Origin of the sequence: Arthrobacter sp. P2b (genome assembly GCF_900168295.1) — a bacterium.
GTDB lineage: Bacteria > Actinomycetota > Actinomycetes > Actinomycetales > Micrococcaceae > Arthrobacter.
On sequence record NZ_FVZL01000008.1, the window covers coordinates 33851 to 55988 of the forward strand.

Annotated in this window: 19 protein-coding genes and 1 tRNA gene; 11 read left to right on the forward strand and 9 right to left on the reverse strand. The window is 65.3% G+C overall.

Going from position 1 to position 22138, the window contains the following annotated elements:
- The first annotated feature begins 205 nt into the window (after positions 1-205).
- The 5 genes from B5520_RS13790 (at position 206) to B5520_RS13810 (ending at position 5413) form a co-directional block, all read left to right on the forward strand.
- Positions 206-1543 (forward strand): hemolysin family protein, encoded by a 1338-nt coding sequence (locus tag B5520_RS13790; protein ID WP_079597642.1) that lies wholly within the window; start codon positions 206-208, stop codon positions 1541-1543.
- The gene (locus B5520_RS13795) at positions 1540-2610 is read left to right on the forward strand and encodes a hemolysin family protein (protein ID WP_079597643.1); all 1071 of its coding nucleotides are present in this window, start codon (positions 1540-1542) and stop codon (positions 2608-2610) included. Before B5520_RS13790 ends, B5520_RS13795 begins: the two co-directional genes overlap by 4 nt.
- A 125-nt stretch (positions 2611-2735) precedes the next feature.
- Positions 2736-3722 (forward strand): metal ABC transporter solute-binding protein, Zn/Mn family, encoded by a 987-nt coding sequence (locus B5520_RS13800; RefSeq protein WP_079597751.1) that lies wholly within the window; start codon positions 2736-2738, stop codon positions 3720-3722.
- On the forward strand, positions 3723-4538 hold the full coding sequence (locus B5520_RS13805) for a metal ABC transporter ATP-binding protein (protein ID WP_079597644.1): 816 nt from the start codon (positions 3723-3725) through the stop codon (positions 4536-4538). It abuts the gene before it with no gap.
- Complete coding sequence (locus B5520_RS13810) at positions 4538-5413, forward strand: metal ABC transporter permease (protein WP_079597645.1); 876 nt, start codon at positions 4538-4540, stop codon at positions 5411-5413. Before B5520_RS13805 ends, B5520_RS13810 begins: the two co-directional genes overlap by 1 nt.
- A gap of 18 nt (positions 5414-5431) precedes the next feature.
- On the opposite strand, the gene B5520_RS13815 is transcribed toward B5520_RS13810, so the two are convergent.
- Entirely contained in the window at positions 5432-5896 is a 465-nt protein-coding gene (locus B5520_RS13815; protein WP_079597646.1) for a Fur family transcriptional regulator, read from the reverse strand.
- A 95-nt stretch (positions 5897-5991) separates the two neighbouring features.
- Between B5520_RS13815 and B5520_RS13820 the strand changes: the two genes are divergently transcribed.
- A complete protein-coding gene (locus B5520_RS13820) occupies positions 5992-6648 on the forward strand; it encodes an MBL fold metallo-hydrolase (protein WP_079597647.1) in 657 nt (218 codons plus the stop codon).
- On the opposite strand, the gene B5520_RS13825 is transcribed toward B5520_RS13820, so the two are convergent.
- The gene (locus B5520_RS13825; RefSeq protein WP_254865577.1) at positions 6645-7790 is read right to left on the reverse strand and encodes a PLP-dependent cysteine synthase family protein; all 1146 of its coding nucleotides are present in this window, start codon (positions 7788-7790) and stop codon (positions 6645-6647) included. The genes B5520_RS13820 and B5520_RS13825 overlap by 4 nt on opposite strands.
- 79 nt (positions 7791-7869) lie before the next feature.
- Between B5520_RS13825 and B5520_RS13830 the strand changes: the two genes are divergently transcribed.
- Genes B5520_RS13830 through B5520_RS13840 form a run of 3 tightly spaced genes read left to right on the forward strand, consistent with a single transcriptional unit; the run spans position 7870 to position 10327 of the window.
- Positions 7870-8766: a sulfurtransferase gene (locus B5520_RS13830; RefSeq protein ID WP_079597648.1), complete on the forward strand. Its 897-nt coding sequence runs from the start codon at positions 7870-7872 to the stop codon at positions 8764-8766.
- Complete coding sequence (locus tag B5520_RS13835; RefSeq protein WP_079597649.1) at positions 8763-9902, forward strand: NAD(P)-dependent alcohol dehydrogenase; 1140 nt, start codon at positions 8763-8765, stop codon at positions 9900-9902. The genes B5520_RS13830 and B5520_RS13835 overlap by 4 nt, the downstream gene beginning before the upstream one ends.
- Entirely contained in the window at positions 9899-10327 is a 429-nt protein-coding gene (locus B5520_RS13840; RefSeq protein WP_079597650.1) for an HIT family protein, read from the forward strand. Before B5520_RS13835 ends, B5520_RS13840 begins: the two co-directional genes overlap by 4 nt.
- Before the next feature lie 58 nt (positions 10328-10385).
- Here B5520_RS13840 and hrpA read toward each other — a convergent pair whose 3' ends face one another.
- On the reverse strand, positions 10386-14360 hold the full coding sequence (gene hrpA / locus B5520_RS13845; protein WP_079597651.1) for an ATP-dependent RNA helicase HrpA: 3975 nt from the start codon (positions 14358-14360) through the stop codon (positions 10386-10388).
- Between the two features lie 69 nt (positions 14361-14429).
- Entirely contained in the window at positions 14430-14597 is a 168-nt protein-coding gene (locus B5520_RS22765; RefSeq protein ID WP_176156865.1) for a hypothetical protein, read from the reverse strand.
- 81 nt (positions 14598-14678) lie between these two features.
- Between B5520_RS22765 and B5520_RS13850 the strand changes: the two genes are divergently transcribed.
- Positions 14679-15647 (forward strand): GlxA family transcriptional regulator, encoded by a 969-nt coding sequence (locus B5520_RS13850; RefSeq protein WP_079597652.1) that lies wholly within the window; start codon positions 14679-14681, stop codon positions 15645-15647.
- Between the two features lie 69 nt (positions 15648-15716).
- On the opposite strand, the gene B5520_RS13855 is transcribed toward B5520_RS13850, so the two are convergent.
- Positions 15717-16040, reverse strand: a complete 324-nt coding sequence (locus B5520_RS13855; RefSeq protein WP_079597653.1) for a protealysin inhibitor emfourin — start codon at positions 16038-16040, stop codon at positions 15717-15719.
- Between the two features lie 60 nt (positions 16041-16100).
- Positions 16101-17153, reverse strand: a complete 1053-nt coding sequence (locus tag B5520_RS13860; protein WP_079597654.1) for a M4 family metallopeptidase — start codon at positions 17151-17153, stop codon at positions 16101-16103.
- A 168-nt stretch (positions 17154-17321) separates the two neighbouring features.
- Between B5520_RS13860 and B5520_RS23055 the strand changes: the two genes are divergently transcribed.
- Positions 17322-19436: an HNH endonuclease signature motif containing protein gene (locus B5520_RS23055; protein WP_254865578.1), complete on the forward strand. Its 2115-nt coding sequence runs from the start codon at positions 17322-17324 to the stop codon at positions 19434-19436.
- 101 nt (positions 19437-19537) lie between these two features.
- Here the strand turns inward: B5520_RS23055 and B5520_RS13870 are convergent.
- The 3 genes from B5520_RS13870 to B5520_RS13880 all read right to left on the reverse strand — a co-directional run bounded on the left by B5520_RS13870 (position 19538) and on the right by B5520_RS13880 (position 22136).
- A tRNA-Arg gene (locus B5520_RS13870) sits at positions 19538-19613 on the reverse strand.
- A gap of 112 nt (positions 19614-19725) precedes the next feature.
- Entirely contained in the window at positions 19726-21267 is a 1542-nt protein-coding gene (locus tag B5520_RS13875) for a ferredoxin--NADP reductase (protein ID WP_079597655.1), read from the reverse strand.
- Entirely contained in the window at positions 21264-22136 is an 873-nt protein-coding gene (locus B5520_RS13880) for an FAD:protein FMN transferase (RefSeq protein WP_079597656.1), read from the reverse strand. The genes B5520_RS13875 and B5520_RS13880 overlap by 4 nt, the downstream gene beginning before the upstream one ends.
- Between the last annotated feature and the right edge of the window lie 2 nt (positions 22137-22138).

Consider the following 22138-nt stretch of genomic DNA (forward strand, 5'->3'; position numbering starts at 1 on the left):
CACGAAGAACAGCGCCGCACAGTCCACCCGCAGAGCCGGCAAACCCCGAACACGCGCCCATCACCCACCAGCGGCCAAGCCGGCCGCAGCCCGCAAGGAAAGAGCGTCGGTTCCTGCCGACCATCCTCCGCCGGGCAGATATTCCAGCATCCGCAATCCGCGTAAGGCCGGTGCACAGCTCGACGCCCTCCAGGCGGGATGCTGAATGGAATGGCTACTCCTTGCAGCAGGTCTGCTGCTCATCGCCGGTACAGGTTTCTTTGTTGCCGTTGAGTTCTCCCTCATCGCCCTCGACCAGCCCACCGTCCAGCGCGCGGTGGACGACGGCGACACCGGCGCCGTTGCCCTGCTCACCTGCCTGAAGTCCCTGTCGACGCAGCTCTCCAGCTGCCAGCTGGGCATTACCCTCACCACCCTGCTCACGGGCTACGTCATGGAGCCCTCGGTGGGCCGGCTCCTCGAAGCCCCGCTGGCCGCCGTCGGACTTCCCGACGTGGCCGTGGCGTCCATCTCGCTGGTCCTGGCAATGGTGATTGCCACCCTGCTCTCGATGCTCCTGGGCGAGCTGGTTCCCAAGAACATGGCCATCGCCTTGTCCTTCCCCGTAGGTAAGGCCCTGGCGCGGCCCCAGCTGATCTTCACTGCCATCTTCAAGCCGGCGATTGTGGTGCTCAACGGCTTCTCCAACAAAGTGCTCAACGTTTTCGGCTTGGAGGCCAAGGAAGAGATCTCCGGGGCACGCACCCCGGCGGAGCTTGCTTCGCTGGTCCGCCGCTCGGCGGCGATGGGAACGCTCGACGCCGGCACGGCCAACTTCATTGCGCGCACCTTGAACTTTTCCACCAGGACGGCAGCGGACGTTATGACGCCCCGCATCCGGGTGGAAACGATCGACGCGGACCAGCCTGTTTCTGACATCGTGGCTGCCGCACGCAGGACGGGGTACTCACGGTTCCCCGTCATCGGTGACTCCGCGGACGATATCCGCGGCCTGGTCCACGTCAAGAAGGCCGTGGCGGTTCCGTCCGAGCGCCGGCAAAACCTGGAAGCCGGCGCCATCATGACAGAGGTGCTCCGGGTCCCCGAGACCATCCACCTTGACGCCCTGCTCGCCGAACTCCGCGAAGGGAACCTGCAGCTCGCCGTCGTCCTGGACGAGTACGGCGGGACCGCCGGCATCGCAACCCTGGAGGACCTGGTGGAGGAGATCGTCGGTGAAGTGGCTGATGAACACGACAAGGTCCGCCCGGGTCTGCTGCAAAGCGCGTCCGGCGACTGGTACTTCCCCGGACTGCTGCGTCCGGACGAACTGTCCGAACAGATTCCGGGACTGACCGTCCCCGACGAAGCAGCCTACGAAACCGTGGGCGGCTACGTCATGAGCAAGCTGGGCCGGATCGCCGCGGTGGGGGACACCGTGCCGGTTGGCGGCGGAACCCTCAGCGTCACCAGGATGGACGGCCGCCGGATCGACCGGATCTGCTTCCGGCCGGCCGGTCCGGAAGCCGGGACCATGGACACCAGCGACAGGATTGAACGATGAGCGACTGGGCCGGAATCCTCTGGCTGGGCGTCCTGCTCCTGGGAAATGCCTTCTTCGTGGCAGCTGAATTCGCTGTCATGTCCGCGAGGCGCAGCCAGATCGAGCCCCTCGCGGAGAGCGGCTCCAAACGCGCGCAAACCACCCTCAAGGCCATGGAAAACGTGTCGCTCATGCTGGCGTGTGCACAGCTCGGCATCACAGTCTGTTCGCTGCTGATCCTGTTGGTGGCAGAACCTGCCATCCACCACCTGCTGGCCTACCCGCTGGAAATGGTGGGACTGCCCATGGAGGTGGCCGACGTGGCAGCCTTCGCCGTGGCACTGATGCTGGTGACATTCCTGCACGTGACCTTCGGCGAGATGGTGCCGAAGAACATCTCGGTGTCCGTCGCGGACAAGGCGGCCTTGTTCCTGGCGCCGCCGCTCATGTTCATCGCCCGGCTGGTGCACCCGGTGATTTCCGTCCTCAACTGGTCGGCAAACCACATCCTCAAGCTGCTGCGGATCGAGCCCAAGGACGAGGTGAACTCCTCGTTCACCCTTGAGGAGGTGCAGTCCATCGTCCAGGAGTCCACCCGCCACGGCCTGGTGGACGACGACGCCGGGCTGATTAACGGTGCCCTGGAATTTTCGGAGCACACCGCCGCTGACATCATGGTGCCGCTCGGGAATCTGGTCATGCTGAAGGCCGCCACCACTCCGGTGGAGTTTGAGAAGGCCGTTAGCCGCACCGGCTTCTCCCGGTTCCCGATGCTTGATGATGAGGACATGCTTTACGGTTACCTGCACGTGAAGGACGTCCTGTCCATCCCGGAGCAGGCGTACGGGCTTCCCATCGCCGAAAGCCGCATCCGGTCGCTGGCGAACCTTGCCCTGGATGACGAAATCGAAAAGGCGATGTATGTCATGCAGCGCACAGGTTCGCACCTTGCCCGGGTCATCGGTCCTGACGGCAATACGCAGGGAGTGCTGTTCCTGGAGGACGTCATCGAACAGCTCGTGGGCGAGATCCGGGACGCCACCCAAGCCACGGGGATCCGGCGCCTGGGACAACCCAACGGAGGATAACGCTGGTGCCCTTCCCGGCCGACCGGGAAGGGCGCCTCTCCATTGCCGGACCTAAATAGGAATGATTCCCATTTAGGTATAAACTGAACTGGTTGTTTTCCGTCCCCAGTGAACTGAGGTTTTTCGTGCGTCGTTCTGCCGCTGCCCGTTCGTCCGTTGCCGCCCTCGCCGGGCTTGGCCTGCTGCTGACTGCCTGCAGCCCCCAGGCCGAGCCGCCGTCGGACGCTGCCGAGGGAATCAACGTTGTGGCGTCCACCAACGTTTACGGGGATATCGCCAAGGCCATCGGCGGGGACAAAGTCAGCGTCACCGCCATCATCAACAAGACGAGCCAGGATCCGCATTCCTACGAGGCGACCGCCCAGGACCGGCTTGCAGTGTCCAAGGCTGACCTCGTCATCGAAAACGGCGGCGGGTACGACGACTTCATCCACACCCTGGCGGAGGACAGCAACCTCGACGCCGGCAAGGTGCTGAACGCCGTCGACCTGTCCGGCCTGGCGCACCCGGAAGGGGCAGAAGCTTCAGCCGAAGCCACCGCCACGGAGTCCGAACCGGCAGGCGGGGAAGCCCACGACCACGGCGAACTCAACGAACACGTGTGGTACAGCCTGCACGCCATGGAGCAGCTCGCCGGTGACATCGCAGCCAAGCTCGCGGAGCTCGATCCCGCGTCGGCACAGACGTTCGAGACCAATGCGGCCACCTTCACGTCCACGCTGGAAGAACTGCATGGAAAGCTCGACTCGCTGAAGGGCAGCGCCGCCGGCGCCACGGTGGCTGTTACGGAACCCGTTCCGCTGTACCTGCTGGAGGACGCAGGTCTGGTGAACGCCACCCCCGAGGACTACACTGCTGCGATCGAGGAAGACTCCGACGTGCCCCCGGCCGTGCTCAAGGCGGCAACGGATCTGGTGGCATCGAAGTCAGTACGTTTCCTGGCCTACAACGAGCAAACCGAAGGTCCGCAGACGGAGTCGTTGAAGGAAGCGGCCGAAACGGCCGGCGTTCCGGTGGTGGACTTCAATGAAACGCTGCCCGAAGGCAAGACGTACCTCCAGTGGATGACGGACAATGTGGACAACATCAGCAAAGTTCTGGAGAGCAAATAGTTGAAACCTGTCGTCAGCCTCACCGGTGCGTCCCTGAAGTTCGGTAAGCGGGCGCTCTGGGAGGACCTGGACCTGGACATCAAGCCCGGCGAATTCTTCGCGGTGCTTGGTCCCAACGGGAGCGGAAAAACAAGCTTCCTGAAAGTCCTGCTCGGATTACAGGACCTGCACCAGGGCCGGGCTGCGCTTGGCGGCCGCCCTGTTGAACGCGGCAGCAGCCTGATCGGCTACATCCCCCAGCAGAAGTCGTTTGCCCCCGATACTCCGATGCGCGCAAGGGACCTGGTGGGACTCGGCGTCGACGGCCACCGGTGGGGACTGCGGCTGTCATCGGCCAAGGCTAACCGCAGGATCGACGAACTCCTTGACCTGGTGGGTGCCACGGACTACGCAAGGGTTCCGGTAGGACAGCTCTCCGGCGGCGAGCAGCAGCGGCTCCGCGTTGCCCAGGCCCTTGCCACCGATCCCCAGGTCCTGCTGTGCGACGAACCGCTGCTGTCCCTTGACCTGCACCACCAGCAGGCCGTCAGCGCACTGATCAACAAGCAATGCCACGAGCGGAACAGCGCAGTGGTGTTCGTGACCCATGAAATCAACCCGATCATCGACTACGTGGACCGGGTACTTTACCTGGCGGGGGGCCGCTTCAAGGTGGGAACTCCCGACGAAGTCATGACCACGGAGGTGCTGTCCGACCTCTACGGCAGCCATGTTGAGGTCATTCACGCCAACGGCCGCATCGTGGTGGTCGGGCTTCCTGACGCCACCACCCACCACCACGCAGAGACCCATGCGCTGGCAGGGGAGGCAGCCTGATGGACGCAGACAGCATCCTTGGGGCCATCTTCAATTTCGAGAACTATGGCGAGCTGCTGGTCCTCGTCCAGAACTCCATCTGGGCAGGCGCCGTCCTTGGCCTCCTCGGCGGCCTCGTAGGCACGTTCGTGATGAAGCGGGACCTGGCTTTTGCCGTTCACGGTATTTCCGAGCTCTCCTTTGCCGGCGCGGCCTTTGCGCTCCTGATCGGTGCGGACATCGTCTTCGGGTCCCTCATCGGGTCCGTCGCCGCGGCGCTGTTGCTGGGCCTCATGGGCGTCAGGGCAAGGGACAAGAATTCGATCATCGGTGTCATCATGCCGTTCGGCCTGGGGCTGGGGATCCTATTCCTCTCCCTGTACGAGGGCCGTGCGGCCAACAAATTCGGACTGCTCACCGGCCAGATTGTTTCCGTCGACACGGTCCAGCTGCAGGCACTCGCCGGGACAGCGGTGGTGGTGATGGTGGCCCTGATTGCCATCTGGCGGCCGCTGAACTTCGCCAGCGTGGACCCTGAACTCGCCGAAGCCCGGGGCGTTCCGGTGCGGACGCTGGCCATCGTTTTTATGGTCCTTCTGGGCATCAGCGTTGCCCTCTCCATCCAGGTAGTGGGAGCACTCCTGGTGCTGGCCCTGCTCATCACCCCGGCCGCAGCGGCCCTGCGGGTTACGTCCTCGCCGGTGGCAGTGGTGGTGCTGAGCGTGGTCTTCGCCGTGACGGCAACGGTCGGCGGAATCCTGCTGGCCCTAGGCGGCCGGATCCCCATCAGCCCCTACGTCACCACGCTCTCATTCCTGATCTACGTGGTGTGCCGCGTTGTGGGCTCGGTCCGTGCCGGCAGGGGCATCAACGGACGGGTCCTGCAGCCCCGGTAAGCGCACCGGGCCCGGTTGCTACAGCTTGCCCGCAGCCCTCAGGGCCGTGCAGTCGGGGCACAGGCCGAAGATTTCCACGGTGTGGGCGACTTCCGTGTAGCCGTGTTCCGCGGCGGTGCGTGCCGCCCAGGTTTCCACAGCAGGGGCCTCGACCTCCACCGCTTTCCCGCAGTTCCTGCACAGCAGATGGTGGTGGTGGCCGGTGACGGCGCAGCGCCGGTACACGGCTTCGCCTTCGCCGTTGCGCAGGACGTCCACGAGCCCTTCGTCGGCAAGGGACTGAAGGATCCGGTAGGCGGTGGCGAGCGAAACCGAGACGCCCTGGTTCTGCAGGATCCGGTACAGCTCCTGCGTGCTGACGAAGTCGTCGAGCTCATCCAGCGCCGCACTGACGGCCCGGCGCTGTTTGGTGACGCGCTGTTCCTTGCCGCCACCCGTAACGGGGGAGGGCGTAGTGGAATCAGCCTTGGCGCCGAGCGGCATGGACGAACTCGCTTCCGTGGGGATGGTGGCAAAGATACAGATTACCAGCCGCAGCCTCGTGGACACCGTTCGCCGCCTAACCCTAGGCTGGCGCTATGAAGCTGACGAAATACACCCACGCCTGCGTGCGGCTCGAGAAGGACAACCGCGTATTGGTGGTGGATCCCGGCAATTTCTCCGAAACAGCCGAGGCCCTTAACGGTGCGGACGCCGTGCTGGTCACCCACGAACACGCCGACCACATCGACGTCGGACCGGTCCTTGAGGCTCTTGGCAGCAACGCGGCCCTGGCCATTTTCGCGCCGGAAGGAGTAGCGGACACGTTGCGCACCAAAGCTCCGGAGGCCGTCGCCCGCGTCAATGCCGTGCAGCCGGGTACAGCTTTCGAAGCAGCGGGCTTCGCGATCCGAAGCTTTGGCGGCCAGCATGCGCTGATCCATCCGCAGATTCCGGTTGTAGCCAACATCGGCTACCTCATTGACGAGAACGTCTACCACCCGGGCGACTCGTTCGTCATACCGGACGGCATCAGCGTCAAGACCCTGCTGGTTCCGCTGCATGCGCCCTGGAGCAAATCCGCGGAAGTGGTGGATTTCGTCGTCGGAGTGCGGGCCCCGCGCGCATTCCAGATCCATGACGGGCTGCTCAATGAGAACGGCCTGAAGATCGTGGAAGGACACGTGGCACGGATCGGCGCCAAGTACGGCACCGAGTACACGCATCTGGCTGCCAGGGAGTCCGTGGAGATTTAGATGGCCGTGGGGTCCCACTGCCCTGTATCGAAAAACGTCCTGATGACCGCTTCATACGGCTCGGGGTCGAGGCCGTGGGATGCCAGCCACTCCTGGTTGTAGTAGTTGCCCGCGTAGCGCTCACCGCCGTCGCACATCAGCGAAACGATGCTGCCCCGCCTGCCTTCGGCGACCATTTCGGCGACGACCTGCCAGACGCCCCACAAATTGGTGCCGGTGGACGGTCCTGCGTGGAGGCCGGCCAGGACCCGCAGGTGGCGCATGGCTGCCACCGATGCCGCATCGGGAACCTGGACCATGCGGTCGATCACGGAGGGCACGAAGCTGGGCTCCATCCGCGGCCGCCCGATGCCCTCGATGCGGGACGGCAGGCCGGCCGGAGGATTGGCCGTCCCACCCAGCCAGCCCGGATAAAACGCCGAATTCTCCGGATCCACCACCAGCAACCGGGTGGGATGGCTGTGGTAGCGGAGGTAGCGGCCGATGGTTGCGCTGGTTCCACCCGTCCCCGCACCCACCACGACCCAGTCGGGAACCGGATGCTCCTCGAGCTGGAGCTGCCCGAAAATGGACTCAGCGATGTTGTTGTTGCCGCGCCAGTCCGTGGCCCGTTCCGCATACGTGAACTGGTCCATGTAGTGGCCGTTGCAGGTAGCTGCCACCTCTTCTGCAGCTGCATAGACGTCGGAGGCATGCTCCACCAGCAGGCACGAGCCACCGAACTGTTCGATCAGGGCGATCTTCTCCTGGCTCGTGGTACGCGCCATGACCGCGATGAACGGAAGCCCCAGCAGCTGGGCGAAGTAGGCCTCGGAGACCGCGGTGCTGCCGCTGGAAGCCTCCACAATGGTGGTGTCCGCCCTGATCCAGCCGTTCACCAGGCCGAAGAGAAACAGGGAGCGCGCCAGCCGGTGCTTGAGGCTGCCTGAGCGGTGGGTCGATTCATCCTTGAGGTAGAGCTGGACTCCCCAGTGTTCCGGCAGGGGCACGGAGTAGAGGTGTGTGTCGGCCGAGCGGTTGTTTTCTGCCCTGATCCTGCGGATGGCCTGGTCAGCCCAGTCCCGGTCCGACAACCCGCGGACCTCCCAGTCTGAGCCTTCGCTGTTGCCGCCCTGCCTGTTGCCGCTGGTCCCGTTCATCACCGATCCAGCCTACCTGCGGCCGGACGGCGACCAGCCTAGAGTGGGATCCGTTGGTTCCACCACCTCCAAAGGAGTGCACATGAACCCCCTGATCGATGTTGCCGGGCTGCAGGCGCGTCTCGCTGATGACCGCCGGCGCACCGTGCCCTTGGATGTCCGCTGGGCGCTGGGTGACCCGCACGGGCACAAGCACTACCTCGCCGGACACCTGCCTGGCGCCGTCTTTGTGGACCTCGCCACTGAACTGGCGGCGCCCGCGGCTCCGGAGCGGGGGCGGCACCCGTTGCCGGCACCGGACGACTTCCAGGCTGCAGCGAGGCGCTGGGGGATCAACGACGGAGACGTGGTGGTGGCCTACGATGACACAGCCAACATGGCCGCCGCCAGGGTGTGGTGGATGCTGCGGAACGCCGGGTTCGCCGACGTCTACCTTCTTGACGGCGGCCTCGCCGCCTGGCGTGCGGCGGACCTGCCGGTTGAAGCCGGCCCGGTGCAGCCGGAGCCCGGGAACGTCACCTTGGCTGACGGGAACATGCCAGTGCTCGACGCCGCTGCTGCCGCCACCTGGGCGGGCAGCGGACTTTTGCTCGACGCACGCGCGGGGGAGAGGTACCGCGGCGAGATCGAGCCCGTTGATCCTCGGGCAGGCCACATCCCCGGAGCGGTGAGCGCGCCGACGTCGGACAACGTGGATGGGAACGGACGCTTCCTGCCTGCGGCAGAATTGCGGCGCAGGTTTGAATCGGTGGGTGTGCGTGACGGCATCCCGGTTGCTGTTTACTGCGGGTCCGGCGTGACGGCGGCCCACGAGGTGGCGGCGCTGGAAGTCGCCGGCATTCGGGCTGCCCTCTATCCAGGCTCCTTCTCGGAATGGTCCAACAATGCCGAATTGCCCGTAGCCACCGGCCCGGAACCCGGCGGCGGGCACCGGTCGGGTGGAAAGTTTGTCGGCGGCAAGGGTAGCGTCGCACTATGACCCCAGGACGTCCCGTACCGCCGCCCCTCGCCAAACCCATAACGCCCGCTTCCGACGCCGGAGTCCTTGCCGCCGCGTATGGCGCAGTATCCAGTGACAGCGGTTTGGTCCCGTTGACCGTCGCCCGGCGCGCACCCAAGCCGGACGACGTCGAAATTGCCATCGAATTCTGCGGCCTGTGCCACTCCGACGTGCATGCGGTGAGGGGCGAGTGGGGAGGCCAGACATATCCGCTGGTGCCCGGCCACGAGATCGTAGGGACCGTCAGCCGGATCGGCGCAGGTGTCACCGATTTTTCAGTGGGCGACCGGGTGGGCGTGGGCTGCATCGTGGACTCCTGCCGGGAATGCGACAGCTGCCTGGACGGCCTGGAGCAGTACTGCGAAAAGGGGATGACCGGCACCTACGGTGCGACAGACCGGCGGAACGGTGACGCCACCACCCAGGGCGGCTACTCGTCGTCCATCGTGGTGGACCGCCGCTACGTGGTGCGCGTCCCTGAATCACTCGACCCGGCCGCAGTCGCGCCTTTGCTCTGCGCGGGGGTCACCACTTTCTCCCCGCTGCGGCACTTCGATGTGGAAGAGGGAGACGTTGTAGGCGTGGTGGGCCTCGGCGGACTCGGCCACATGGCGGTCAAGCTTGCCAAAGCCATGGGCGCCAAGGTGGTGGTCTTTACGACGTCAGAGTCCAAGGTGCCCGCTGCGCTTGAGCTTGGGGCCGACGAAGTGGTCCTGTCCCGGGACGAAGAGGCCATGGCTGCGGCGGACCGCACCATCGACCTGATCATCGATACCGTTGCCGCCCCGCATGACCTGAACCCGCTGTTCCGCACCCTCCGGGTGGACGGCGCCCTTTTCCAGCTGGGACTTCCCTCTGAGGCCATGCCTCCCGTCAATCCCCGGGCCCTCATCCGGCGCAGGATCGCCTATGCAGGCTCCTTGATCGGCGGGATCGCGGAGACCCAGGAGATGCTGGACTTCTGCGCCGAGCATGGCGTTGTGGCCGACATCGAAGTGGTCTCCGCCAGTGGGCTCAATGACGCCTACGACCGCATGGTCGCAGGGGACGTGAAATACCGGTTCGTGCTGGATACCAGCACCTTGCAGGCACCCGCCAAGGAGGCAGACGCATGAGCACGCTTTTTACCAGGATCCTCAACGGGGAGATTCCCGGCCGGTTCGTCTGGCGGGAACCGGACGTGTCCGCATTCCTCACCACCGGCCCGCTTGCCGACGGCCACACCCTGGTGGTCCCGACCGAGGAAGTGGACCGCTGGACCGACGCGTCCCCGGAAACCCTCGCCAGGGTCATGGAGGTCGCCCGCCGGATCGGCGCGGTGCAGGTGGATGTTTTCGACGCTGCACGGGCGGGCCTTATTGTGGCCGGCTACGAGATCAACCACCTCCACGTGCACGTATGGCCGTCCAGGAGCATGGCGGAGTTCAACTTCGCCACCGCTGACCAGAACCCGGATCCGGCTGTCCTCGACGCGAATGCCGAAAAACTCCGCGAGGGCCTTCGGGCGGCAGGCTACGGCGAGTTCGTCCCGTCCGCGTAGCCCCAGGATGTCCCGGCGCTGACCGGGACATCCTCCTGTCCTGTGCTGTCCCGTGCTGCTAGGCGGGTGCCAAAGCCTTGTTGAGCACCGCCCGGATGCGCTTTTCGGACACGGAATAGGCCGTGCCAAGTTCGACGGCGAAGAGGCTCACCCGAAGTTCCTCGATCATCCAGCGCACCTGGGTTAACTCGCGGCCTGCGCGCTTGCCCGGCAGGAGCGCGGACACGGCGTCGTCGTAGTCGTCCTCGAGCCGCTGCACCACTGCCATGTTCAGCGCATCACGCTGCACGTTGCCGGGAAGGCGTTCAAGCCTTTTCTCGATGGCAGTCAGGTACCGCGGCAGCTGGCTGAGCTGGGCATAGCCCGTGCGTGCTACAAAGCCGGGGTAGACGAGCTGTTCCAGTTGGCTCTTCACATCGTTGAGCGCGCTGATCAGCGCCAGGCTGGTGGTGCCCTTCAGCTGCTTTTCGATGCGGCGGGTGCTGGCCAGGATGCGCTCCACCACGGCCGTCACGCTGAAGACCGTGTCGATCAGTTCCGCCCGCACCACCTCATAGAGATCGTCGAAGGCCTTCCGGTCCCACGGCAGCTCAGCCGGCGTGAGTTTGTCGATCGCCGCCAGCGCGCAGTCAGCGATCAGTGCGGACACCGAGCCGTGCGGGTTTTGGCTGAACGTCAGTTTTTCGGTGTTGCTCAGGTGCTCCAGGACGTAGCGGTCCGGAGCGGGAACCCGCAGTGCGAGCAGCCTGATGACACCGCCACGCATCGCGTCCAGCTGCTCCTCCGGGGTCTGGAACACGCGAAGGGATACGGACTTACCCTCGTCCACCAGCGCCGGGTATCCGGTGACGGTGTGGCCCTTGACCATGCTGCTGACTTGCCGCTGGATGGTTCCGAAGCTCCATTCCGTCAGGCCCTCCTGCTCCCTGAACCCGGCCGCGGCGGAAGCACCCTGCACCTGCCCGGACGTCCGCACTGCGGGGGAGCCGCCGTCGTTCGCGGTGCCCTGCCCGCGGGCCCCCCTGGCATCCGATGTCCGGCTGCCGGGGCCCGTCGATGCCGGGGTGGCGCCCAGCGATTCGGCGATGGCGCGCCGGGTGGCGGGGGCAAGCCGCTCCTGCAGGACTGCAAGGTCCTTGCCTTCGTCCAGCACCTTTCCCTTGCTGTCCACCACCTTGAAGCTGACGCGCAGGTGCGGGGGTACGGCGTCCCAGTTCCAGGAACCGGGCGGGATGACGGCGCCGCGGATCCGCCGGAGGGCAAGCTCCAGCGACGGTTCCAGCTCATCGTTGGCCGGATCGAAATCGGACTCAAGGACGGCGACGGCCTGGCGCGCCACGTCGGGTGCCGGAACAAAGTTCTTCCGGACCTGCTTGGGCAGCGACTTGATCAGGGCGGTCACCAGTTCCACGCGCTGGCCGGGTATCAGCCAGCGGAACGGGGCGTCATCCAGCTGGTTGAGGAACAGGACGGGGACTTCGGCGGTGACGCCGTCGGAGGGGTTGGGCGGTGAACCGGGAGCCACCGGATGGAACTCGTAGCTGAGTGGCAGCTCGAAACCCCTGTGCAGCCAGGTCTTGGGGTATGCGGCCTCGTCGAGATCGTCCGCATCGTCGCTCAGGAGAAGCGACTTGTCGTAGTCCAGGAGGTCCGGGTTCTGCTTCCGGGCGTCCTTCCACCACTTGTCGAAGTGCCTTTCGGACACGACGTCCGGGCCGATGCGCGCATCGTAGAACTCGAACAGCGTCTCGTCATCCACCAGCAGGTCGCGGCGCCGCATCCGGGCCTCGAGCTCCTCCACCTCATTCAGCAGGGCGCGGTTGCGGTGGAAGAACTTGTGATGGGTCTTCCAATCACCCTCCACCAGGGCATGCCTGATGAAGAGTTCCCGGGCAACTTCCCGGTCCACCTTCCCGTAGTTGATCCTGCGCTGGGCAATGATGGGTACACCGTAAAGGGTGACCTTCTCGTATGCCATCACCGCACCCTGGCGGCTGGACCAGTGCGGCTCGCTGTAGCTCCGCTTCACCAGGTCCGGCGCCACCTGCTCGGCCCAGACGGGATCGAATTTCGCTGCCACCCGTGCCCACAGCCGGCTGGTTTCCACCAGCTCGGCCGCCATCACGAATGTGGGGGACTTCTTGAACAGCGCGGAACCGGGGAAGATTGCGAACCGGCTGCCGCGGGCTCCGGCGTACTCGCGCTTGCGCTCATCCAGGATGCCGATGTGGCTCAGGAGCCCGGAGAGCAGGCTGATGTGGATCCCGTCGTGGTTGCCCACCGGATCGGCAAGGCGCTTGTTGTCCAGGCTGATGCCCAGCGGGCGTGCCAGCTGGCGCAGCTGGGCGAACAGGTCCTGCCATTCCCGCACCCGCAAGTAGTTGATGAACTCGCTGCGGCACAGGCGCCGGAACGCCGACGAGGAAAGTTCCTGCTGCTTCTCCTGCAGGTAGTTCCAGAGGTTCAGGTAACCGGTGAAGTCCGAATTCTCGTCCTTGAAGCGGTTGTGTTTTTCCGCTGCAAGCTGCTGCTTGTCCGTGGGCCGCTCGCGGGGGTCCTGGATGGTGAGCGCCGCGGCCAGGATCATGACTTCCCGGACGCAGTTCCGTTTTCCCGCTTCCACAATCATCCGGCCCAGCCGCGGGTCGACGGGAAGTTGGGCGAGCTTATGTCCGACGGCGGTGAGCCCGCCGCCGCCTTTCCCGTCGCTTTCTGCGTTCTGCGGCTTCGCGGCAGCCAGGGCGCCGAGTTCGCGGAGCAGCGTGACGCCGTCGTTAATTGCCCGCGTCTCCGGCGGCTCAACAAAGGGGAAGTTCTCAACGTCCTTCGGACCGCGGGCAACACCCATGGCGGTCATCTGCAGGATGACGGCGGCGAGGTTGGTCCGCAGGATTTCCGGGTCAGTGAACTGGGGCCGGGATTCGAAGTCCTCCTCTGAGTAGAGGCGGATGGCAATGCCGTCGGAAACACGGCCGCAGCGCCCGGACCGCTGGTTGGCCGACGCCTGGGAAACCCGTTCGATAGGCAGCCGCTGGACCTTGGTGCGGTGCGAATAGCGCGAAATGCGGGCTGTGCCGGTGTCGATGACGTACTTGATCCCGGGCACGGTCAGGGACGTTTCCGCGACGTTGGTGGCGAGCACGATCCGGCGCTTGTTGCCCGGGTGGAAGACTTTGTGCTGCTCCTGCAGGCTCAGCCGCGCGAACAGGGGCAACACTTCGGTGCCGGCCAGCCTGCGGTTGGACTGGATGCGGGCCTGGAGCGCGTCCGCCGCGTCCCGGATCTCGCGCTCGCCGGAAAAGAACACCAGGATGTCTCCCGGGGCTTCCGCGGCAAGCTCGTCCACGGCGTCGCAGACTGCATCCAGCGGGTCGCGGTCCTCCTCGAGTTCGTCGTCGGAGGGATCGTCCTCGTCCGTCTTTGGCTGGGAGAGCGGGCGGTACCGGATCTCCACCGGGTAGGTCCTGCCCGACACTTCGATAATCGGCGCAGGATTTTCCGGGGTTCCGAAGTGGTTGGCAAAGCGCTCGGGATCAATGGTGGCAGAGGTGATGATCACCTTCAGGTCCGGGCGCTGCGGCAGGATCCGCTTCAGGTAGCCGAGGATGAAGTCGATGTTGAGGCTGCGCTCATGGGCTTCGTCGATGATGATCGCGTTGTATTTACGCAGCAGTTTGTCGCGCTGGATCTCGGCCAGCAGAATGCCGTCGGTCATCAGCTTGACCTTGGTGGCGCGGCTGACCTCGCCCGTGAAACGGACCTGGAAGCCCACCTCCTGGCCGATGTCCACCCCCAGTTCCTCGGCGATGCGCTCGGCCACCGTGCGGGCTGCAAGCCGCCGGGGCTGGGTATGGCCGATCAGGCCGTTTTCGCCCAGGCCAAGTTCCAGGCACATCTTGGGAATCTGGGTGGTCTTTCCGGAGCCGGTCTCGCCGGCGATGATGGTCACCTGGTTGGCGGCGATGGCCGCCATCAGGTCCTCGCGGCGCTCGGAGACCGGCAGCTCGGCGGGATAGGAGATATGAAAAGTCATGGCTGCAGACAGTCTACTGCGGTGGGGCCGGCACCCCCGGGTCGACTGCCTGCGGCGTTCCTTGCGTTCCTAGAAAATGCGGAGGGTATAGCTGGTGCTGGGAAGGTCCAGGGCGGACCATTCCTGGTGCGACTCGACGGGAGGTGTGTGCCCTCGCCCGTCGCGGAGAAGGGCTGCGATGGTGGCGGCAGCCACGAGGAGGAGCACGATGACGAGGATGGTTGCGAAGATTTCCATGCCTCCATGCTTCTCCTGGCGCAGCGAATTAAACAGTGGCAGAAATGCCCAAAAAGCTATAATTCCTGCCACAATGGATACATGCTGAAAACAGTCGCTGTGATTGTGGTCCCCAACTTCTCGATCTTCGAATTCGGGACCGCCTGTGAGGTCTTTGGGATCGACAGGTCCGCCCGGGGGAGCGGTGTCCCGGCCTTCGACTTCCGCGTGTGCACGCCCGTTCCCGGGAATGTGCAGATGAAATCCGGGCTTTCCCTGAACGTCAGCCTCGGGCTGGACGCCACCAACGATGCAGACCTGGTCATCATGGCCCCCTACGGCCGGGACCAGGAGATGCCGGAGTCCGTGCTGGAAGCACTTCGCGCCGCCCACGCCAGGGGTGCATGGGTCATGTCCATCTGCTCCGGAGTCTTCGCCCTTGCCCGCGCCGGTCTGCTCGATGGGCGGCGCTGCACCACACACTGGCATTACTCCAACGAGCTGGCGGCAGCCTATCCGGACGTCCACGTGGATGAGAACGTCCTGTATGTCCAGGACGGCACCATTATTTCTTCGGCAGGAACCGCTGCGGGCATCGACGCCTGCCTGCACCTTGTGCGGGTGGAACTGGGCGCGCAGGTGGCTGCCGCAATCGCCCGGGACATGGTGGTTCCACCGCACCGCGACGGCGGCCAGGCCCAGTTCATCGACCGGCCGATGCCCACCTGCGGCTCCGCCCCCATGGAGGAACTGCTGCGCTGGATGGTGCAGAACCTGGACCGTGAGCATACGGTCAATGAACTGGCTGCCCGGGTGCACATGTCCGCCCGGACATTTGCCAGGCGGTTCCGCTCGGAAACGGGAGCCACGCCCGCTGCGTGGCTGAATTCGCAGCGGGTGCTCCGCGCCCAGGAACTTCTGGAATCCACTGACCTGAACATTGACGAGGTGGCCAGGGAAGCGGGCTTCGGCCATCCGGTTCTGCTGCGGCACCACTTTGCCAAGGTCCTCGACACCAGCCCGCAGTCCTACCGCCGGGCCTTCCGCGGCCAGTTGGCTGAGGTCGGTTAGCCGGGGCCTGCGTTGGTCAGCCATGCCCCCTGACCGGGCCGGAGCAGTCTATCTCTCTAACGAGCTGCCCTACAGGTTGCTGTTGCCTTGCCCCGTCCGGGATTCCTGGGCTGCGGCCCGGGTGCGGTCCACGAGCACCCGCCAGGGGCCCGTCACGGCCCGCTCCGGCAGCGCTGCCCGGCGCTCGCCCGCACGGATGGAGTAGATGAACCGGTCCGGCTGGTTGCCGGCGAACTCCGCGGCCGCCGCCCGGGGAGTCCGGGGCACGGCGTCCCACGGGCAGGCTTCCACAATCGGTTGCCACTGGTTTATGGCGTTTTCCGACCGGGCGTCCACGGTCCACACTCTCGTCATCGCCGCAATGCCGCCGGTGCGCTCCACGCTGATCTTCATGGCCTGGTTCCTGGGCTTCCATGCAGCCCGGCGGCTGAAAGTCCGGCAACCAGGCATCCGTTAAAGCTTGACCTTCACAGTTTCCCATGCCTGCCGCACGGCGTCATGCTCTTTCGAATCGGATCCGAAGAGCTCTACGGCAGCAGAGGCTGTGGCCCGCGCGAAGACGCTGAAGGTTGCGGTTGTGGGCAAGGAGCCTCCCGTGAGGGTTTCGTACCAGATGAGGCCCGGGGCGTCCCAGGCGTTTCCGCCCAGCGAATTCGCCACGAGGTAGAAGGCGCGGTTGGGGATACCGGAGTTGATGTGGACCCCGCCGTTATCCGCACTGGTCCGGACGTAGGAGTCCATGGAGTCCGGCTGCGGATCCTTACCCAGCACATCGTCGTCGTAGGCAGTTCCCGGAGCCTTCATGGAACGCAGAGCGTCCCCTTCAACCTCGGCGGTAAAAAGCCCTTCCCCGATGAGCCAGCTCGCTTCCGCCGAGGTCTGGTTCTTCACGTACTGCTCAACGAGCGCGCCGAAGACGTCAGACATTGATTCATTCAGGGCCCCTGCCTGGTTCCGGTATGCGAGGGCCGCCGAATGCTGCGTCACACCATGGGCAAGCTCGTGGCCGATCACGCTGAGCGACGCGGTGAACCGCTCGAAGACCTCTCCGTCACCGTCGCCGAAGACCATCTGGGTTCCGTCCCAGAACGCGTTGTCATACAGCGCGCCAAAGTGCACGGTGGCGTCCAGGCGCAGCCCCCGGCCATCAATGGAGTTACGGCCGAAGACGTCGGCGTAAAGGCGGTGGGTATGCCCCAGCCCGTCGTAGGCTTCATCCGTTGCGGCGTCCCCAATTGCCGCTTCTCCCTCCTTGCGCACCAGCTTTCCAGGAAGGTTCTCCGAGCCGCCAGCATCGTAGATAGTGCGGTTGGCCGGGCCAGGCTTGGCCTGGCGGACACCCGAAGGAGCATCCGGCATGGCCTGGGTTCGTGATGCGTGGACCGACTCCACATGGCCCAGGGCTTCACGGGCAGCCCTCGCGGCAACAGAGAATTCCGGCGCATCCTGCCGGGCCAGCCGCCTCAGCAGGTAGGGCGGGACGATGGAACAGAATGGAACGTGCATGGCGTACCCCCTCAACTTGGTGAATTCAGACTACGAGGGGGCACCGACAATACGTGGCAGGCGCACGCTCCGATAGGGACTGTTCGCGTCCGGCCGTATCAGCTGCCTGAGCACGACGCCGGCTCTCACCTTGATCAAAATGTCAGTGCCTCCGTAGAGGATGTTGGCATGGGAAACGAAGCGGGCGCGGCGGCAGGCGGGGTGGGGCTGGTTTCTGCGCCGACCGCCGCTGCGGGCGGCGCCTCAGTGACGCCACTTCCGTCGGCTCTCAATGTCAGTGCCTCCGTAGATGATGTTTGTATGGGTCAGGGCGAGGTTGTATCGGCAGTGATGGAGGGCGTTTCTGCCTCCGTTGCTGCCATTGATGCGCTGTTCGTTGAGGATGCGTCGCTGCGCGGCGGTGCTACAGGCGCTGTGGCTGGCGACGGGGTTGATGTGCTGGAACGGCAGTACGAGATCCGGCTGAAACGGATGGGCCTCGTTTCCCGGTTGGAGGCGCAGGTCGCGGCGATTAAGGCGCGGGATGCCGCCGAGGCCCTTGAACTGCAGGAGGCGGTGATCCCGCCCACTGCTTCCCTGCAGGAGCGGGCTTTTGTTGAGATGTCCGTCGTGGAGGAGATCGGCGGTGTCCTGACCATCGGTTCGGGGGCCGCGGGGGCGTTCGTCCGTCAGTCCCGGCAGTTGTGTGCGCTGCCGCCGGCCATGGATGCGCTGGTTGCCGGGAACCTGTCGTGGCTGCACGCGCGGATCATCGCTGACGAGACCGAGGGCCTGGACCCGGCCGCTGGCGCCGCGCTGGTGGCGCATTTCTTCGATCCGGATGCGCCGAATCGGGCGCGCGGGGCCGCGCCCGGGGAACTGGTGCCGTCGCGGTTCCGGCACAAGGTGCGCACCTGGCGGGAGCGGCATCACCCCGAATCCCTCGAGAAGCGGCACGCCAAGAGCGTGGCCGACCGGCGGGTGGAGCACTGCCCGGACCGTAACGGGATGGCCTGGTTCTCCGCGTACCTGCCCGCCGACTCGGCGTCAGCGATCTGGAACAGCACCACCGCCATGGCACGCGGCCTTGAGGGGCCTCACGAAACCCGGACCCTGCCCCAGCGGCGTGCCGACGTCCTGGCCCACCGCCTCCTGACCCGCACCACCTTGGCTGGCGGGGACACGGCAGGCAGCGGTCAATTCCATACCAGCAGCAGCGGCCAACCCAGCACCGGCTGGCCGGTTCAGGTTGGCATTGATGAACAGCTCCCCGAGGCCTTCATCGGGCTCGCCACGCTCGTCGGCTCGGACGAAGCAGCCGCGCATCTGGGCATCCCGGAGAGCGACCACTACCCAACCGACGAGGACATCCCCGCGGACGGCACCCCCGTCGCCCAGGACGACAACGGCACCGACCACAATCCGGGCAGTGACAATCCGCGCAGCAATAATCCGGGCAGTGACAATGCCGGCACCACAGCACCCGCCAGCCCCCTCGCCGGAAAAGTGCCCGCCCCTCGGACGGACGTGCTGATCACTGTCCCGGTGTTCGCGCTGCTCGGCCTCACCGACGAACCCGCCATCCTCGATGGCCACGGCCCCATCCCGGCGTCGATGGCCCGGAAACTCATCGCGGACGGTGCAACCTCTTTCTACCGGGTCCTGGTGGACCCGCGGGACGGGGCACCTTTGGAGATCGGCCGCACCAGCTACCGGCTCACCAAAGCAATGAAACAGGCACTCCGCCTTCGGGATGGCAGATGCACCTTCCCCGGCTGCAACAACCACAGCCTGGACAACGACACTGACCACCTCACCGCCTGGCAGCACGGCGGGGACACCGGAATCAGCAACCTGGCACAACTCTGCCCCAAACACCACCGGCTCAAGCACAACAGCGCCTGGACACCATCACCGGCCACCAAAGATCAACCGCCCGGCTGGACCTCGCCCACGGGCCGCACATATCAAAGCGAACACCCCGACTGGGAACCACCCCAGTGGCCTGAGTGGTTGGCTGACAGGCAGTCCGAGCCTTGCGTGCTGCCCGGGGACCGTTTGCACGAGTTGGTCGTGCTTGAGGACCTGGAGCTGCTTGAAGACCCGGGTTTGCCGGGTTGGCTTGAGCTGCCAGAGGATGTGGAGCCCCCAGGATGGTTTGAGCTGCCTGACGACTTGGTGCTGCTTGATCTGCCGGACGACCTGGACGTGCCTGAAGACCCGGGGGTTCCGGACGTCAGGCTGCCACGGGACCCAGACCCCGACTGGCACCTCTCGTTGGCATTCGAGACGTGTGACGCCTAACGGGCAGAACTGAGCCCAAGTCAGCTGGATAACGCAAAACCGTTGGGTTTAGCCAGGGGCAAAAGGAAAGCACCCCGGTCAACAGACCGGGGTGCTTTACGTGGTGCCCTCGATAGGATTCGAACCTACGACCTTCTGCTCCGGAGGCAGACGCTCTATCCCCTGAGCTACGAGGGCAATCCGGGGTTCCTGCCGTTGCTGGCGGGACGTCCTAGAGCTTAGCAGTAAGGTGGCCCGCAAGCGAAAATTGGCGCGTCCCCGCCGGGCCTGGAGCCATATCCGGGGGTAATCAGTAGCCGGAAAAAGAGTCCACATGGACCCGGCGGGCGCCCGCTTTCCGTGCAGCACGGCGAAGCGAAGCCACACTGGCAGGCGAACCGGAGATGTAGACGTCCCGGACGGCGATGTCCGGCACAAGCTGGCCAAGAGTCTCCCCGTCCAGTCGTCCGCCATGGCCCGAAACGGCGGCCATTCCAGCCGGTGGCTCTGAACCATCCGCGAGATGAACCAGGACCCGGACGCCGGAGGCCCTTAGTTCGTCCGCGTAGGCCACCTCGTCGGCGCTCCTGGCTAAAAGAAGCATTACAGCGTCGCGCTCCCGCAACTGGCCGGACGCCAGATGGGAGAGGAAGGGAGTGATGCCGATTCCGGCCGCGATGAGCAGGACAGGCTTGTTGGGGTCGGGCAGGATGAAATCGCCGCCCACGGACGTGGCGGCCAGCTCGTCGCCAGGCTTCAGGGCGAGGAGCACTTTTTTTGCGGCGGACAGCGGCTCGGCGGTCCGCACACCAAACTTCACAAGGCGTTCCGTAGGCGAACCAGTCAGGCTGAACACCCGGCGTCGTCCTTTCCCATCAGACTTCGCGTGCGGCAGGTCCAGCTCCATGTACTGGCCCGGAAGGAACCGCACGGCCCTGGCCGGCTCGAACGAGAACTCGGTGGTGCTGGGGGTCAGTTGGCGGCTGCCTGCAAACCGCAGCTTCACGCCCCCGCGCTGGCCCACCAGGAAAGCCAGAAGATTGCCCAGCAGCAGGGCTGCCTCGGGCGAGTTGGCAATAAAACCCAGGTTGTAGGGCACCGCAAACACCACACCCACCACGGCTGCCAGTGCCAGTTGCTGCCACCGGCGCGGCGGCAATGTCAGGGGCTCCGTGAGCATAAAACCTACAAAGAAGAGCAGCGGCCGCTGGGCCAGCGCCTGGTAAATGCCCATGCCCGCCGTCATCCCCGCGCGGAGAAGCTCCACGGTGATGATGGATGTGGCAACAATGGTAAATACCGTGGCCATCAGGAATTTCCGCGTCCGGTACAGGACCAGGAGCACGCCCGGAACCAGCAGCCACAGCATTGCCGGAGTGGCCGCCCACCACGTGGCAATGTTCAGTCCCGTAAGGCCGGCAACAAAGGCGCCGGCGGCGGCAGGATTGAAGATGTGCCGGCCGCGCCAGGCAAGCGCATATTTCGACGCCGACGCCAGCACACACGCCAGCGCCACACCGGCCACGTCCAGAGCCTGAAACGAGGGCCAGAACAGGAAATAGAGCAGCAGCCCGGTGATCAGCGAGGACTCCGAATGCGGACGCACCCGGAAAAGCGCCGCCAGTACACGGTTGGAGGCGTATGTCAGGCCAAGGCAGAGCAGCAGGTGCGCCAGCATCTCGGGGATCCCGAACGTCAGCCAGCCGAGGACATCCAACAGCAGGCTGTAGGCGGCCAGGGCTGCGAGGACCAGCAGGATGAGCCGGTACATCGTGAACCGGCCAAGCATGGTGTCCAGGCGGCCTGCGACGGAGGGAGCCGGACCGGTCTTCGGCGTTTCAACAGGGCTCATGTGAACAGTGTCCCTTCAAATTCTTCCGAATAGGCGGCACTTCCATCGGAAAACACCGTCAGCCACGAGAACCGGAACGTCTCCTGGAGCTCTGACCCGGGTACGAAGAAGAGCGCCGTTGCCAGCGCGTCGGCCAGTACGGCAGTGTCCGCCATTGCCCAGGTGGCGACGGCGGTCCGGACGGGCTGTCCGGTCATCCCGTCCAGCACGTGGTGCAGTCCGTCGCCCCAGGCACGGCGGTTTGCCGCCGAAGCGCACAGCGAACGGCCGTCGAGTTGGACAATCCCGATCGCCTGCTCAGGGTTGTACGGGTGTTCCAAACCCACCTGCATCGCCCCCGCGCCGTGCGCCAGAAGGTCCCCGCTGGCGTCGATGACATAAGAGTCGACGCCGTCAGCCGCCAATTCAGCAGCGAGCAGGTCCACCAGCAAGCCCTTGCCGGCAGCACCAATGTCCAGCACAACGGGAGCGTGGGCCGTGATGGCAGTCCTGGTCCAGTCCAGGACGGCGGCCCAGGCCGGCGCCGGCAAGGCGCTACCGGCAGGCCGAAGCGAATAGTCCGCGTCGTATCCCAGGCGTTCCAGGCTGGCTCCGATCAGCGGCGTCATGGCACCACCGGACAGCCGGTACAGCGTCCGGTAAAGCTCTCCGAGCTGGTCCGCTTCCGCAGGAAAGTCATAGCGGCCCGGTTCCCGGGCCATCGCGGTCACCAAGGAATCACTCCGGAAACGGGACCAGTCGGCGTCGAACTTTTCCACCCTGGCCAGGAGGCGTGCCCGCAGGGACGGTCCGAGCGGGAGCGGCGTTGAGATTTCCCAACGCGTGCCAATCCCGTCGAACACGAAATCCTGCCAGTTCCCGCCCGGCACGG

Coding starts and splice junctions, on each gene's coding strand:
- B5520_RS13790 (WP_079597642.1), top strand. CDS start 206: ATGGAATGGCTACTCCTTGCAGCAGGTCTGCTGCTCATCGCCGGTACA.
- B5520_RS13795 (WP_079597643.1), top strand. CDS start 1,540: ATGAGCGACTGGGCCGGAATCCTCTGGCTGGGCGTCCTGCTCCTGGGA.
- B5520_RS13810 (WP_079597645.1), top strand. CDS start 4,538: ATGGACGCAGACAGCATCCTTGGGGCCATCTTCAATTTCGAGAACTAT.
- B5520_RS13815 (WP_079597646.1), bottom strand. CDS start 5,896: ATGCCGCTCGGCGCCAAGGCTGATTCCACTACGCCCTCCCCCGTTACG.
- B5520_RS13820 (WP_079597647.1), top strand. CDS start 5,992: ATGAAGCTGACGAAATACACCCACGCCTGCGTGCGGCTCGAGAAGGAC.
- B5520_RS13830 (WP_079597648.1), top strand. CDS start 7,870: ATGAACCCCCTGATCGATGTTGCCGGGCTGCAGGCGCGTCTCGCTGAT.
- B5520_RS13835 (WP_079597649.1), top strand. CDS start 8,763: ATGACCCCAGGACGTCCCGTACCGCCGCCCCTCGCCAAACCCATAACG.
- B5520_RS13840 (WP_079597650.1), top strand. CDS start 9,899: ATGAGCACGCTTTTTACCAGGATCCTCAACGGGGAGATTCCCGGCCGG.
- hrpA (WP_079597651.1), bottom strand. CDS start 14,360: ATGACTTTTCATATCTCCTATCCCGCCGAGCTGCCGGTCTCCGAGCGC.
- B5520_RS22765 (WP_176156865.1), bottom strand. CDS start 14,597: ATGGAAATCTTCGCAACCATCCTCGTCATCGTGCTCCTCCTCGTGGCT.
- B5520_RS13850 (WP_079597652.1), top strand. CDS start 14,679: ATGCTGAAAACAGTCGCTGTGATTGTGGTCCCCAACTTCTCGATCTTC.
- B5520_RS13855 (WP_079597653.1), bottom strand. CDS start 16,040: ATGAAGATCAGCGTGGAGCGCACCGGCGGCATTGCGGCGATGACGAGA.
- B5520_RS13860 (WP_079597654.1), bottom strand. CDS start 17,153: ATGCACGTTCCATTCTGTTCCATCGTCCCGCCCTACCTGCTGAGGCGG.
- B5520_RS23055 (WP_254865578.1), top strand. CDS start 17,322: ATGGGAAACGAAGCGGGCGCGGCGGCAGGCGGGGTGGGGCTGGTTTCT.
- B5520_RS13875 (WP_079597655.1), bottom strand. CDS start 21,267: ATGAGCCCTGTTGAAACGCCGAAGACCGGTCCGGCTCCCTCCGTCGCA.